A 14,576-nucleotide genomic window follows, 5' to 3' on the forward strand; every position below is an offset into this window, starting at 1 on the left:
TTAATCTTTCATCAATATTTTCAACTTTTTCTTCAAGCTTTTATAATGCCAATTGATGTGATCTAATTCTATCTCCACTTCAATTAGCGCATCTATTAAGTCTTCTTTAGATTGCTGAGAGTTTATAATACTTTCAAGTAATCGTTCGAATCTTTCAGTGCTCTCATATATATCATGTAAATCAACTGCTGCTATTTCACGTTCTTTTTCAGAGGATAGTACTGAGAGACTCTTTATTAATTGTTCCAGTACATTATCTTGCACCTTCATACCTCCTTAATTCTATACTCATACCGTTATTTATAGATTTCATCTATCCTTTCTATATTCTTTTAAATTTCCCTCTTCCAATGATTCTCTTATTCCTCCCCTCATTTTATACTGAACGCAAAAAGAACTACCTCTTCCCTAATAAACTTAGAGAATAGATAGTTCTTTTTCATCCACCTTATTTCTTAAAGTAAGTCCAACCTTCTTCTTGGTAAACCTTTTCTTCTTTCATCAACTTACCAAGTGCGCGCTTAAATGCAGCTTTACTCATGTTAAAGCGTTCTTTAATATCTTCTGGATGGCTCTTATCCCAAAACGGCATTGCTCCGCCTCGTTCTTCCATATATGCATAAATGACTGCAGCATCATCTTCCATTCCTTCTTCTTTACGAGGAAGAAGAGAAATGTTAATTGTACCGTCATCTTTCACGTCAATGATACGGCCCGTTACACGCTCACCGATGCGGACTTGTTCTTTTCTTTCTGTATGGTGTAAGAAAGCACGGAAATGCTCATCAGTTAGTATGAATGAACCAACTTGAAGTGAACGATATACACGTCCATTTACGTTTTTATTACGCATAGATGGCGTCGCATCTACGATAATTTCTTGCATATCACTGTCTCTTGCCGGAAGAGCAATTAAACGATCACGATTCGTTAATTTTAGCGTACAATATAACTCGTCGCCTACTTCTGGCCATACTGGCATATAAATCGGGAACTCATCAGCTGGGATTAGTATATCTTTTGACACACCAATATCAACAAACACACCTAAACTAGGAATAACTTCTACAACCTTTACCCAGTTCCAATCATACGTTGTAATAATTGGCTCCTTCATTGTTGCTGAAATACGATTTTGATGATCAAGGTATAAGAATACATCAATCGTATCACCTTCTTCAATTTCTCCAGCTACTTCGTTTTTATGTAGGAAAATTTCTTCTTCTTCATTCCCAACCATATATCCGATTTCCGTTTCGCGTAAAACAGTTACCTGTTCAATCGATCCTATTTGCAAATACATATTTTTTAATTCCCTTCTATATATATAAAGTTATCTTTTTTATCATTCCAAACAAAAATTAATTATAACATGATTTTTCCTTTATTTGTCCAACTGCCCAAAATTCACTATAATAAAATGGGGTTACATGAATATAAGTACGAAAACACTTAAGTCTAGACTCATTTTCAGCTATACTTTAGTATGTACAGTACATAACAAGATTAGAAATTTATTTGGAGGTGCTAACTATGGCAAAAGATAGTTCTTTTGACATCGTTTCGAAAGTAGAATTACCTGAAGTAACAAACGCAATTAACATCGCATTAAAGGAAATCCAAAACCGTTATGACTTTAAAGGAAGTAAAAGTGATATTAAATTAGAAAAAGAAGTACTAGTTTTAACTTCTGACGACGAGTTCAAATTAGACCAAGTAAAAGACGTTCTTATTTCTAAACTTGTAAAGCGTAACGTTCCAATTAAGAACTTAGATTACGGAAAAGTTGAAGCTGCAACTGGCAACACTGTTCGCCAACGCGCAACACTTCAACAAGGTATCGATAAAGATAACGCGAAAAAAATTAACAACATCATTAAAGAAATGAAATTAAAAGTAAAAACACAAGTACAAGATGACCAAGTACGTGTTACAGCGAAAAGCCGTGATGACTTACAAGCAGTAATCGCAGCTGTTCGTAGCGCTGATTTACCGATTGACGTACAGTTCATTAACTACCGCTAAAAAGAAAACTCCTCNNGAGGAGTTTTCTTTTTAGCGTGTAGGGACAATATTACAAGAACAAACCATAAAAAAGGATATACGCGATGAAAATTGCTGAGTGAACAGAGTCTAACTATACGAACACTTTACAAGTGACCGCATGGTTAAAAAACTAGGTCTTATTGAAAATAAGGAAAAGACACCTTAGGACGCTTCCCCTCGACTTGAATTACTTTTCTTATTAATTACATCCTGAGCCAAAGTCATCTCAAGAATCGCTGTAACTCATAATTCCTCTCCCCGCTCAAACGTAACAATTTATGAGTATAAGAATATTTCCCAACCTTTAATGTAATGTAAAATTAGTAAAGATCTCGAAAAATGTTAACTAAAAAGAGTTAGAAGTGGTTATTTGAAGAAATTAATATTATGGTTTTTATTAGTTACATTCTCCCTAAATATTGTAGGATGTTCTAATAATACGAATACACTAACGGATAAGTCTAATTGCATCAACAAAGCTTGGTACAAAAAAACTATGTCATGTAATCATTTAAAAAACATTAAATAGTTAATGATAAAGGTCATAAAAAAAGACACCTCAAAGTGCCTTCCTCTGACTTGAACCATCTTAATTTTAACAATATTTGGATGGAATTAAAAAGAAGCATAAATTGTTAATAAAGATGCAGACTTCAAAATAAAAAGTACACTAAGTAAACTCTTATTCAAAAATTTATATTAAACACTAATTATTTTAGAATTAAGTTTATAGAAATTAATAAGATGTTTATAAGCGTAAAACCTACAGGGATTTTCCCTGTAGGTTTTATTATATTTCAAGTGATTTCCAAATGTATTATGAATGACTTTTTTCAGTTTGGTTTTCAAAATATTTTTCTTTTACCACTTTTATCAGATTTTCTTTTTCTGTTAGTTCAAATATAAATAATGCTTTTTTCATGTTTTTTGCAATATCTTCTTCATTCTGTTGTTTAAATCTTAATAAATTACATCCTTTTAAATAGTACAGTTCACCTAATAAGTATAAAGTATTTAGATTAATAGCTAATTTGATGCCTTTATCAATGTATTTTATCGCCTCTTCATATTGATAGGTCATACCTAAACATTTCGCTAAATTAAAAATAATTTTTAATTTAATCGCTTTATCTCTCGGAAAATCTAACTTATTAAAATTAGTTAAACATCTTCCTAATATAGTAATACTTTTATCATATTCTTTATTTTCCGCATAAAATATAGACATTGTCTGCATAATATCTATTTCTCTTTCTGATAAAAAATCAACATTGGTTAAAGTTAGTTTTAATGCATTATTTAAAAGCTTTAAAGCAGTTTTTATGGATCTGTTCACCTCAAATACAGCAATTGCTTCATGCCATAGTAGAAATTGTTTATCTTCTTTTGCCTGGAAATTTTTTTCATCTTTCTCTTTTTTCACTATTTCATAAAGTTCTTTATATTGTTTTTGTTTTAAACAATCTTTTATTACACATTTTACATTTTCTACATATTTTAATTTTTTATTTTGAGTTAGTGCAAATATATTATTTGGGTCAATACCAAGTCTTTCTGATAATTGATATAACAATATACTAGATGGATAAATCACACCTTTTTCGATCTTGCTAATTTGACTTTGTGAACATATTCCATCACATAATTCGGATTGTGATATATTTTTTTTAATTCTAAGCTCTTTAATGGTAATACCCAAATCGTAAAATTCCATTTTCCCACCTACTATTTAGCACTGTATTAGTATAAGAGTATTCCCTAACTTTAATGTAATGTAAAATTAATATAGTTGCAATTGTTGTTTCTTTCAAAGGTCTTTTCCTATCGGTGTTGACACAAAAACAGGTTAGGAAGAAGACTTTCTCCCTAACCCGGAAAACTTCTCTCCTTAGAGGAGTTTTTATGTTTATTAAGAATAGCACCATATCGCTTTATTAAACGATTTTTCAGGAATATATACTTTATCACTTTCGATTTTATATTTTATATCGTTTCCCTTAAGAACTTCCATATCAACAGAATGAACACTATCGCCCTACAGAACAAACTTCCCATCGTCACCGTTGTCCCCAAAATATAAACTTACAAATACAATAAAGTGAAACTTTAATCAGCCCTCACCAATCGGGCTTTTACGGGTAGCCCGACAAATAGCGGGATAAAAAGACACGAACATAGTGTGAGTAACTTTTTTTGTAAATAACTCATTTACGTTTCCTTTTAACTGCAATTAAAAACGCAATAAATAATACATTCACACCGACGATTAAGGAAATAAATAACCAATTCACACCTGTTTCCCCGTTAACTTTATACACATTTGATTCTTCGCGCTTTAAAACGAGATAAAATTCTCCGTTTTCTTCTCTTATAATTTCATCCTGCAACAATCCTCTTAACTCTTGTTTTTCACCGATCGCACTTACAGGTAAAGAAACTTTTTGTGTTTCTTTTGTATTATTAATTGCTACTAAAGTTACTTCATTTTTATACTTTCGTTTCAGTATACTCATTCCACCCTTATCATACAGAAGCTCAAACGTACCGCGTCGTAAAGACGGTCTCACTTGTCTAAGTTCACCGAGTTTTGTTATGTGCTGCATAAACTTTTCGTCTGACTTAAAATCCATTAATCGTCTATTATCGGGTATACTTCCCCCATCTAATGCAATTTCAGTTCCGTAATAAAAATTCGGAATTCCAGGTGATGTTAACAAATAAGTAAGCGCCAGTTTTAAACGTGATGGCGGATAATACATATTTTCTTTTGCAATACGCGCAAATCTTTTTGTTTCTTGATCATCTAAAAACGTAACAAATTCCCCTTCTTTTCTACTCACATCGTATAACGATTTCACCGATACATCCGCTTTGGAAAACGATTCAACTATTTTTTCGTTGTATTCACTATCTCCCTTTGTCATAATACGAAAATCTTTCTTTATCACTTGCATATCTTTTTGCACGTCATCCCAAAGGGAACGTGGCTTTTTTTCACTATGTAGAACATAACTTCCGTCTAAATCGACTTCTTTTATCCACCATTTCATTGCTTCCATTACTTGTTGTTCGTTTTCTCCCAGAGGAAATTGAAATACAACTTTCATTCCTTTTGCATGAGCTTCTTTTACAAGTTCTTTCACATCATTTTCGGTCCCAAAATGTTCATTTATCTTTTTAAAATTTCGCACGTCTAATCCATCGTACTTTCCACTTTCAAAAAGCGGCGAAAGCATTACGGTAGTAAAACCCATTTCTTTTATGTAATCCAACCTTTTTATAATCCCTCTTATATCCCCGCCTTGATACCCTTCTAAATTACCAACTTCTAACTGTTTGTCATTTTTCGGTTCTCCATTATTGAAGCGATCAATCATAATGGAGTATATAACTTCATCTCGCCACTCTCTTTTTTCGTCTGCAAAAGTATGTATTGGTACAAACAAAGCAACAGCTAAACAAAAACAAATGAATAGTTTCCTAGTCCGTATTTTCCCCACACGCATCCCCCAAGTTTTTTAATTGTAAGAATATTATACCAATTATCCGAACGAAACGCATATGTCGATTTCCATCCTCACAAAATAATTCATGTAAGATTTTCTAACATCACTTATAAAGTTTTCTGAATTTTTAGTTGATTTTTATTTTCATTTCGAATATGATATGAAACATAACAAGGCGATGTTATTTTTTCTAACATTATAGAAGGGGAGATCAAAAATATGGGAGATACGGTTTTTATGTTTGTAACGACAGTAATGGTCATGTTAATGACACCAGGATTGGCACTTTTTTATGGGGGCATGGTTCGCAGCAAAAACGTACTCAGTACGACAATGCATAGCTATAGCGCAATGGCTATCGTTTCGATTCAATGGATTGTGATCGGCTATTCTTTATCATTCGGACCAGATTGGCACGGACTTATCGGTACACTTGATTGGTTCGGTTTAAACGGCGTTACCTACGCACCAAATCCAGACTACTCATCTACTATTCCTCACAACTTATTTATGATGTTCCAACTCATGTTCGCCATTTTAACTCCTGCTTTAATTTCAGGTGCATTCGCCGAAAGAATGCGATTTTCCGCTTTCCTTATTTTCATCCTTCTATGGACAACAATCGTTTACAATCCTGTCGCTCATTGGGTATGGGGCGTCGGTGGGTGGCTAAGGGAACTTGGTGCACTAGATTTCGCTGGCGGAAACGTCGTTCACATCACTTCCGGAGTTGCCGGTCTTGTATTAGCGATTTTCCTTGGAAAACGAAAAAACATAAACGGTTCGTCTCCTCACCATTTACCATTTACGATGTTAGGCGCAGGCTTACTATGGTTCGGCTGGTTCGGTTTTAACGTCGGAAGTGCATTATCTTTAAATGATGTAGCTTTAACCGCATTTATTAATACAAATATAGCCGCAGCTGCCTCCGCATTAACTTGGATGCTTTCAGAATGGTTCTTCCAATCAAAACCGACTGCGATGGGAGCTGCTTGCGGAGTTGTTTCCGGTTTAGTCGCTATTACACCAGCTTGCGGGTTCGTTACACCTTTCTCGGCTCTTCTTATCGGAGCAATTGGCGGCGTATTATGCTTCGGAGCAGTCTTTTTCTTAAAAACAAAATTCGGATACGATGATACACTTGATGCATTCGGATGCCACGGCATCGGCGGAACTTGGGGCGGTATTGCGACAGGACTATTTGCAACTACTACAGTAAATGCCGATGGTGCTAACGGATTATTTTACGGAAATGCCGCTTTACTATTTAAACAACTTGTAGCAATTGGAGCAACATATGCATTCACAATTATAATGACGTACGCCATTATTAAAGTTATTAACTTCTTCCTCCCTGTTCGGGTAGATGAGCACGAGGAACACATGGGACTTGATATTTCGATGCATGGCGAGAAAGCTTATGAGTATGTAGAAAAATCGGCCAATTAAAACGAAAAAGGTGTACTCCGTTCTAACACGGGGTACACCTTTTTCGTATATTCATAACGATACAATTATTCCAAACTATTGGTATATAAATATCTTCATCTATCTATTCATATAAACATCTTACCTTTTCATTAGTGCATTCAAAACGAGTTGTACTGCAACCGCATCATCTAAATAGCCGATTGGAAATATATAATCCGGAATTACATCGACCGATAATATAAAGTAGATCAGCGCACTTCCCATTAAAGCAAGTTCTGCAGTCGTTCCCTTCTTCTTCGTAAATCTTTCATACAATTCTTTTAAATCATTAATAAACGGGCCAATACTGCTTACCTTTTGAATCTTTTCAAGAAACCCCTTTTCAATCGTTTCTTTCCCTTCTTCTGTTTGCGAATATTGTTCATAATTCACTAATTGCTGCTCCACATTCGATATACTAAACTTTTGATCATACAGCTGGGCGGATTCAAGTAAATGTTCAATGTTATTAATGGAAACGTGAATATCCGATTGCTCCTCCTGTTTTGTTTCAATAGAGTAGCCTGCCGCCATAAACAAATCACCAACCGGAACATCAAGACTCTCCGCGAACTTTTGCAAATGCTTCGGATTCGCCTTTCGCTTACCATTTACAATCATTGAAATGGTAGCCGTATCAATTTCAGTAAGAGAACTAAGCTTTCGCATCGATAAAGACTTTTCCTTAAGTAACTTTTTCAACAGCAATCCCAGATTACTTTTTTCATTATCTTGAGACATATCTCATTCCCCTTTATTCACGAGAATAACCATAGTTATTATAAGAAAAACAACTACAATCTCTATACAATTCATATTAACAAATTTTTTTGACTATTTTCAAGATAGAAGTCCTTTATATGTTTACATTTTGTAAACAAAAAAGCTATCTTAAAAATTTAAGATAGCTTTTCAACTCATTTTAACCATTTCCGCAATAATAAAAATACACTACCGCAAATTATGTAAGAACTCACGAATGTGACAATTGCTATAAAAAATGAATGATGCATAGAAAAGGTCAGTACCATTAATACGAAAGATACGAAGATTAAATCCAATAAAATAAAATACCCTGAACTTAAAACACTTTCTACTAATTGTAACTCCGACTCTAGTTCCGAGTACTTAAGCCTTTTATACAGTAATCTCACTTTCACTCACCTTCTATGAATTAATCAAAAAATGCAGCAAACGCAATAACTAATAATAATGTTCCACTAATCAATGTACCAAACTGACCTAAAGTGAATTTACCGATGCGAACGTGAGCTATCTTTCTTCCCAACGCAACTCCGCCCCATACTGTAATAAAACTACCAACTGCAGCCGCAATACAAATAGCAATTGGATTCAAACCGAACAAACCCGCTCCTAATCCATTTGTGAGCGCATTAGCAGACAAACCAATCCCAAGAAAAATAGACTCCACAAAACCGATTTCCCCAGATTTACCGATATTTTTCGTTAATCCATTTATTTCTGTTTCCGCCACTTCTCCTTCAATCTCTTGCACCAAAACCTTCCGAGGAATTGCTAGTAAGATGATTCGGAGACCGATTATAACTAATAAGAACGAACCGATTACAACCGGCATTATCCCAGGTAAAATTTTTGACAGCCATAAGCCAAAATATATTCCTACTACACTAAATAAAAAGCAAATTACCGAAATAATAAAATTTGATAGATGACTAATTTTTATATTTCGAATGCCATAAGAAATCCCTACCCCTAAGTTGTCGATGCTCGATGAAAATGTTAGTGCTAATACCATCATCCATGCTGCCATTTCGTTCACCCCTTCGTATTGTTAAACATCCCGGAAACTAACGTGACACACATAGCATGGAATATGAATAAGGGAGAAAATAACTCCCTATATTCCTTCCACTTAACAACTCTTTTTAAAAACGGGGTAGAGTGAACCACTTCATTATATTCATACGATTTACTTTCCCTTTTTCACGAACAGATCGAAAAATATCTCCCGTAAAAGATCCCATTTTACTCGAAATTTCTTTTTCCATCGCTTTATTTTCCGATGCGGCTTTTACACTTAAATCTAACGCTTGCTCAAAATGTTCTAACGCTTTCTCTAAGTGGTAATCTACATCTTGTTCAACAGCTTTATGCGTCATTTCTTACTTCCTCCTTTTCCTCAACCTTTGCAGCTGCTTCAATTATCTCTTGTTCATCAGAATGATCTTCTTCGACATAAGAAAGTTCTTTCTCAAATTGTTTTTGCATTCTATCCATTTTCGCTTCTACAATAATATCTTCCACTTCTTCTTTAATCGTTTCAAAAGTAGACTTCATACCTTTTGCACCTGATTCAACAAGTGGACGAAGCGTATTTCTTACAACAGGTAATAAAGCGGCACTTGCTAACGCTAAAGTAGATCCAATAACAATTTTTCGTATCATTTTCATTACTCCTTTACACTGTTTTTAATAATGCTAGTTCATTACCTACCAATTTTTTCGAGTCATCATTCTTATATGAAATTAAATTAATAATAGGTTTTGAAATTTGAGACACTGTACCAGCTACTAGAAGAACAGGTACCCATTGCATAAATGTCAATGGAACGGTATGGAATATACGAGCAAATGGCGGAACATATATAGCCGATAATAATACAAGCCAAGATGTTCCTAATGCTGTCACAAAGAAACGATCTTTTGACCAATCACGCATCGTTTCATCCGATCCTTCTTGTCTCCAAGAGAATGTTTGAATAAGTTGACCTGCAACTAATGCTGCAAATGCTGATGTTTGCGCTACCGCAAGAGGCACGCCAGCTGCTAAGCTCATGCCGAATAAAACAAGTGAACCTGCTCCAAGCAGTATTCCCCGCGTTACAACTTTTTTGTACAACTCTTTATCAACAATATCTTGACGTTTCGTTTGCTTCGTTTTGTTTCCAGGATTTACAGCTAAAATCATCGCTGGTAAAGCATCCGTAATAAGATTCATTAATAAAATTTGAATTGGCACTAACGGAATCGGCATTCCCGCAATAACTGCCGCACTTGTCACTAATACTTCAGCTAAATTTCCCGTCAATAAACATCCAACCGCTTTACGAATATTACCAATGATCGTTCTACCTTCTTTTACCCCTTCCACAATGGAACCGAAATGATCTTTTTTCAATATAAGATCGGCAGCTTCTTTCGTTACTTCTGTTCCTGTTTGCCCCATCGCAATACCTATGTTCGCTTTCTTTATAGCAGGTGTATCATTTACACCATCTCCGGTCATTGCTACAATTTGACCGTCCGCTTGGTATGCAGCTACTATACGTAACTTATGTGCCGGTGTTACGCGAGCAAAAACAGAAGTATTTTTTACAATTTCTTTTAATTCTTCATCTGTTACATTGTCGATTTCTACCCCTGTTAAAACACGATCATCACGATTCCAAATGCCAGTCTGCTTCGCAATAGAAATCGCCGTAGTCGGATGATCCCCAGTAATCATGACAGGCTTTACACCAAGTTCAATTGCTTCACGAATACTATCTTCCACTTCAGGTTTTGGCGGATCAATCATACCAACTAATCCAACAAAAATAAGGTCATCATTCTCAACATTGCTATACGCAAAACCTAATACCCGTAATGCCTGTTCTGCAAAACCTTCATTTTGTTGTAAAATGACCTCTTTTTCTTTATCACATAACGGATAGATTTCACCGTTATGTTGATACCATTTACATCTAGTAAGGATCGCCTCTACAGATCCTTTCGAAAACTTATACAATGATTCATTTTCCTTACAAACGACACTCATAATTTTCGTCTCAGAGTCGAACGGATCTTCATGATGTCGTTCAAATGATGCCATATCCTTATATGAAACACCCGCTTTAGAAGCAAAACTTAATAAAGCCCCTTCAGTCGGGTCACCTTTCACAATCCACTGATTGTCTTCTTGTTCTAACTTACTATTATTACAAAGGACACTGATTTGCAGAACGCGAACGAAGTCTGGATGTTCTAACGCTGTTTTTTCACTTTCATGATAAGTCGCTTCTTCTACTTCCATCTCTACAGCAGCCGCGACCTTAGACGACGTTACATCCGATATTGCACCAACCGGTTCATACCCATCACCTGATACACTCCACATACGATTTGGCGTGGCAATGACTTTAACTGTCATTTCATTCTTCGTAAGAGTACCTGTTTTATCAGAACAAATAACAGTTGTTCTGCCTAACGTTTCTAAACTGGAAAGCTTCCGAACGAGTGCATTTTGCTTTTGCATACGAAATATCCCTGCACTTAAAGCGATTGTAATCATAATCGGTAAACCTTCTGGCACAGCCGATGCTGTAAGAGCAACCGATGTTGTAATCATTTGCGTAATCGGTAAACCGCGTAGCAATCCTGCTACAAGTACAATACCGCCAGCCACAAATGCTCCTTTAATAAAGGTTTTACTAATAGACGTCACCTTTTGCTGTAGTGGTGTAGGCTCTGTTTCTTCCCCCTTCATCAAGGAAATCATATAGCCCATCTCTGTACTCATCCCTGTTTCCACCACTATAGCTCTCGCTTTGCCGCGCGTTACGGATGTGCCCATAAAGAGCATATTATTCCGCTCCGCTAAGGAACATTCTTCACCTACAGCATTCACTTTCTTTTCAGCTGGTAGAGACTCACCCGTTAACATCGCTTCATTAACTTCTAAATTCCAAGAGTCTATAACACGAAGATCCGCAGGCACACGGTCTCCAGCTTGAAGGCAGACAATATCGCCAGGAACGAGCTCACTACTTGCTATTTCTACTTCTTCCCCTTCACGGGTTACTGTGCAGTTCGGCGCACGGAATTGATTTAAAGCTTCCACTACTTTTTCTGCCTTTCGCTCTTGAAGAGTGCCGATTACCGCATTGACAACGAGAATTGTCCCCATCGCCAATCCATCAAACACCCCGCCCGATAATACAGACAATCCAGCTGCTCCAAGTAAAATAAGCGATGTAAACTCTTTAAATTGCCCCATAAATGAAACAATCCAATGAATAGACTGCTTCGGTTCAATTCTATTCATTCCATACTTTTCTTGTCGCATTTGCACTTCTCGAGCGCTTAATCCTTGCTGTTTCTCCACTTGTAAATCGTTTATTACATCTTCTTGCGAGAGTGTATACCATTTCGTAGAAGTTTCTCTAGCTGCGGAGTGGTTCATATTCAGTAACTCTTTATTAGAAAAAATCCTCTCACTTACTCGCTTCGCTCTAGATAAAAATGTTAAAGAGAGAGCGTTTGCCATTAAAGCGATAATAGGTGCCGTGAATATAGACCAAACAGCCAGCATCTCACCGGCAATATTCCACATTTTCGCTACTCGAAAATGTTCTTTCACCAATAGATCGATTCGTTTCGCGTAGGCGATTGACTGAAATATATTTTTCATTTCATAGTGAGATACAGACGGAAATTCAATATTATCCTCACAAACAAATAACACTTCTTCCCCATCCGAACGAATACGCTCCACACGCTCTACAACATCACTATGTTGCCAACTTGCATCAATACCGTACTGCGAAAGAACACTATGATTTACATGTAAACTATTTTGCAAAACTGCAAACTTCCACTGATTTTTACTTAATTCATTCATTATTTCTGTGAATTCAGGTGTAATCGTCATTTTCGATCCAACTAACAACCCTACACATTTTCTACCTTTAGCAACAAACTGAACGTTAAATCCTTCTTTACCAAGTCCTTTCGCTTCTAACTCATAAGCGCTTATATCTACACCATTTCTCTGCGCAAATCCTTTACTCCCGATAAAGGATGGATTGCCTTGTATGTCACCTTTTATCCCTTCGTCATCAACTTCGACTTCAAAAGCTTTCCTTAACGTTCTTCCTGTTTGCTTTGCTCGCTGCACAACTTCTTCTTTCCAATTATGCTCACTTTTCTCCAGCAGTGAGGCTGCCGTGCACCAAACTTGCCCTTCATCTTCTGAAATGCAGCTAATCTCCGCTTCTTCGTGACGGAATATACATGATATATCGTCAAATACGATTGTTCTCGTTCGGGACAGTTGAGATAACGATCCTTCATTTGGAATAAGGTATCCTCTTTCTCTCGCAACGAGATCTCCTTGTCGCCATGCATACTCGGCAGACGAAACTGCAGGTTTCGGATTCGCAGCTAATAAAACCGCCATTCCGCGTAGCGGATTTCTCGTAAAGGCCCATGTTGCTCCGCCAAAAAGCATGCCCCATTTCGATTGCTTTTCACTATATGCTTTAATTTCCGGGGATAAAATCCTTTCTTTATACGAATCTGTCTCTTCATTTATGTTCGCTTGACTACGCTTCCAATTTAAATAATTTAATAGACTAAGTCCCGCTAGTACGACGATATTTTCCCGCGCGAGCGCGAGTGCAAGCGTTCCTATGCCAAGCACTAGATCAGAATTCACTTTTTTGCTAGCAACCATTTTTTTGAATCCTCGTTTTAAAAACGGGTATCCCGTCACAACAGATAAAGCCCCCGACACGTAAAAAAGTCCTGGACTTCTAGCTAAGGCTGATCTCCCCATAAATAGTTGCTTTATACCGAACGCACCTAACCCAGCGACAGAAAGCGCTAGTGGCAACGGAACACCTTCACCTTTTTTCTCGTAAGAAATTACACTAGATGAAGAATCTTCTGCTTTCTTCGTTTCTTCAATATTGTTAAAGTTATTATTCTTTGTAATTTGTTCTTCTAGGAGTTTAATTATTTCACAAATGGTATGTAGAGAGGTCTTGTTGATATCGTAAGTAATCAGGGCTCTTCCTGTAGAGATAGAGGGACTCACTTGATAAATACCTTCCACGTCACGAAAACGTTCTACTATCAAGTTCGCCATGTCCAAGTTGTGTTTTAGTTTATATATTTCAATTCGAATTCTTCCAGGTAACGATCGTATAAATCTCGTTTTTAATGATTTACTCTGCATCATCATCCTCCTTATCCTTGTAAAGGAAGTAAAATCACTTACTATCTAAGGAGTAACAGGTATGCTTTCGTAATCTACACTCTGCTCAGAATGATATGCATTTACACGAGACGCCCATTTTTCCTGGAATTTAGAAATAGTTGTTGGCACAGCTTCTACTGCTCCAATAATTGGCGATACTGTTTTTACTGCCACTTTACGTGCCGCCTCTTTTACTTTCGGTAAAGCTTCTTCCATTTCTGAACTAGCATTTTGAATTTGTTCTTTTGCACCAAGAAAAACAGATACTGTTTTTACCGCTAGCTTTCTTAGCCCCTTTCTCGCTTTTGGTGACGCTAATATAACCGCCGCTACCCCAGCCGCTATACCGATTGGCGATTTCATAAATCGAAACATGTACATTTCTCCTCACTTAATTTTTTCGAATTTGTAAAATGAACTTAAGCATACCCAACTAAGTAAACATGTAATTCACTTCATCACATCCTTATTTTGTAAAAAGTATATATAGAGTATATATTTTCGTTTGTATTATTTCAACAATTTATTAGTTTTTTGTAAATTTTATGTTAATT

13 protein-coding genes and 1 pseudogene are annotated in these 14,576 nt (G+C 36.1%); 2 read left to right on the plus strand and 12 right to left on the minus strand.

Annotated elements, in window-relative coordinates; all coding sequences use genetic code 11:
* Positions 1-270 carry a hypothetical protein gene (locus COK05_RS12825; RefSeq protein WP_098612870.1) on the minus strand — a complete coding sequence of 90 codons (270 nt, stop codon included), beginning with the start codon at positions 268-270 and terminating at the stop codon, positions 1-3.
* A 178-nt stretch (positions 271-448) separates the two neighbouring features.
* Positions 449-1,303, minus strand: a complete 855-nt coding sequence (locus COK05_RS12830) for a CvfB family protein (RefSeq protein ID WP_000281259.1) — start codon at positions 1,301-1,303, stop codon at positions 449-451.
* Between the two features lie 230 nt (positions 1,304-1,533).
* Here COK05_RS12830 and COK05_RS12835 point away from each other — a divergent pair, with 230 nt between their 5' ends.
* Positions 1,534-2,025, plus strand: a complete 492-nt coding sequence (locus tag COK05_RS12835) for a YajQ family cyclic di-GMP-binding protein (RefSeq protein WP_001040146.1) — start codon at positions 1,534-1,536, stop codon at positions 2,023-2,025.
* Positions 2,026-2,863: 838 nt separating this feature from the next.
* Here COK05_RS12835 and COK05_RS12840 read toward each other — a convergent pair.
* From COK05_RS12840 to COK05_RS12850, 3 genes and pseudogenes are all read right to left on the minus strand, one after another.
* Positions 2,864-3,760 (minus strand): helix-turn-helix domain-containing protein, encoded by an 897-nt coding sequence (locus COK05_RS12840; protein ID WP_098612871.1) that lies wholly within the window; start codon positions 3,758-3,760, stop codon positions 2,864-2,866.
* A gap of 195 nt (positions 3,761-3,955) precedes the next feature.
* Positions 3,956-4,141 (minus strand): annotated as a pseudogene (locus tag COK05_RS31720) (hypothetical protein).
* 109 nt (positions 4,142-4,250) lie between these two features.
* Positions 4,251-5,552, minus strand: a complete 1,302-nt coding sequence (locus tag COK05_RS12850) for an alpha-amylase family glycosyl hydrolase (protein ID WP_098612872.1) — start codon at positions 5,550-5,552, stop codon at positions 4,251-4,253.
* Positions 5,553-5,771: 219 nt separating this feature from the next.
* On the opposite strand from COK05_RS12850, the gene COK05_RS12855 reads away from it, so the two are divergent.
* The gene (locus COK05_RS12855) at positions 5,772-7,001 is read left to right on the plus strand and encodes an ammonium transporter (RefSeq protein WP_098612873.1); all 1,230 of its coding nucleotides are present in this window, start codon (positions 5,772-5,774) and stop codon (positions 6,999-7,001) included.
* Between the two features lie 120 nt (positions 7,002-7,121).
* On the opposite strand, the gene COK05_RS12860 is transcribed toward COK05_RS12855, so the two are convergent.
* From COK05_RS12860 to COK05_RS12890, 7 genes are all read right to left on the minus strand, one after another.
* Complete coding sequence (locus COK05_RS12860; protein WP_098612874.1) at positions 7,122-7,763, minus strand: DUF1232 domain-containing protein; 642 nt, start codon at positions 7,761-7,763, stop codon at positions 7,122-7,124.
* 176 nt (positions 7,764-7,939) lie between these two features.
* Positions 7,940-8,176, minus strand: coding sequence for a hypothetical protein (locus tag COK05_RS32060; RefSeq protein WP_098612875.1), 237 nt, complete (start codon positions 8,174-8,176; stop codon positions 7,940-7,942).
* A 20-nt stretch (positions 8,177-8,196) separates the two neighbouring features.
* Positions 8,197-8,814 (minus strand): sporulation membrane protein YtaF, encoded by a 618-nt coding sequence (gene ytaF / locus COK05_RS12870; protein WP_098612876.1) that lies wholly within the window; start codon positions 8,812-8,814, stop codon positions 8,197-8,199.
* A gap of 115 nt (positions 8,815-8,929) precedes the next feature.
* The gene (locus COK05_RS12875) at positions 8,930-9,163 is read right to left on the minus strand and encodes a hypothetical protein (protein ID WP_098612877.1); all 234 of its coding nucleotides are present in this window, start codon (positions 9,161-9,163) and stop codon (positions 8,930-8,932) included.
* Positions 9,153-9,449, minus strand: coding sequence for a hypothetical protein (locus tag COK05_RS12880; protein WP_098612878.1), 297 nt, complete (start codon positions 9,447-9,449; stop codon positions 9,153-9,155). The genes COK05_RS12875 and COK05_RS12880 overlap by 11 nt, the downstream gene beginning before the upstream one ends.
* A 13-nt stretch (positions 9,450-9,462) precedes the next feature.
* Positions 9,463-14,001, minus strand: a complete 4,539-nt coding sequence (locus tag COK05_RS12885; RefSeq protein ID WP_098612879.1) for a cation-translocating P-type ATPase — start codon at positions 13,999-14,001, stop codon at positions 9,463-9,465.
* Positions 14,002-14,046: 45 nt separating this feature from the next.
* Positions 14,047-14,397, minus strand: a complete 351-nt coding sequence (locus COK05_RS12890; RefSeq protein ID WP_098612880.1) for a YtxH domain-containing protein — start codon at positions 14,395-14,397, stop codon at positions 14,047-14,049.
* Positions 14,398-14,576 lie beyond the last annotated feature (179 nt).

This window comes from Bacillus cereus (assembly GCF_002567495.1).
Classification (GTDB): domain Bacteria; phylum Bacillota; class Bacilli; order Bacillales; family Bacillaceae_G; genus Bacillus_A; species Bacillus_A cereus_AQ.

Bases quoted from the DNA above. Each gene is read 5' to 3' on its own strand.
- COK05_RS12825 (WP_098612870.1), bottom strand. From the start codon at position 270: ATGAAGGTGCAAGATAATGTACTGGAACAATTAATAAAGAGTCTCTCA.
- COK05_RS12830 (WP_000281259.1), bottom strand. From the start codon at position 1,303: ATGTATTTGCAAATAGGATCGATTGAACAGGTAACTGTTTTACGCGAA.
- COK05_RS12835 (WP_001040146.1), top strand. From the start codon at position 1,534: ATGGCAAAAGATAGTTCTTTTGACATCGTTTCGAAAGTAGAATTACCT.
- COK05_RS12840 (WP_098612871.1), bottom strand. From the start codon at position 3,760: ATGGAATTTTACGATTTGGGTATTACCATTAAAGAGCTTAGAATTAAA.
- COK05_RS12850 (WP_098612872.1), bottom strand. From the start codon at position 5,552: ATGCGTGTGGGGAAAATACGGACTAGGAAACTATTCATTTGTTTTTGT.
- COK05_RS12855 (WP_098612873.1), top strand. From the start codon at position 5,772: ATGGGAGATACGGTTTTTATGTTTGTAACGACAGTAATGGTCATGTTA.
- COK05_RS12860 (WP_098612874.1), bottom strand. From the start codon at position 7,763: ATGTCTCAAGATAATGAAAAAAGTAATCTGGGATTGCTGTTGAAAAAG.
- ytaF (WP_098612876.1), bottom strand. From the start codon at position 8,814: ATGGCAGCATGGATGATGGTATTAGCACTAACATTTTCATCGAGCATC.
- COK05_RS12875 (WP_098612877.1), bottom strand. From the start codon at position 9,163: ATGACGCATAAAGCTGTTGAACAAGATGTAGATTACCACTTAGAGAAA.
- COK05_RS12880 (WP_098612878.1), bottom strand. From the start codon at position 9,449: ATGATACGAAAAATTGTTATTGGATCTACTTTAGCGTTAGCAAGTGCC.
- COK05_RS12885 (WP_098612879.1), bottom strand. From the start codon at position 14,001: ATGCAGAGTAAATCATTAAAAACGAGATTTATACGATCGTTACCTGGA.
- COK05_RS12890 (WP_098612880.1), bottom strand. From the start codon at position 14,397: ATGTTTCGATTTATGAAATCGCCAATCGGTATAGCGGCTGGGGTAGCG.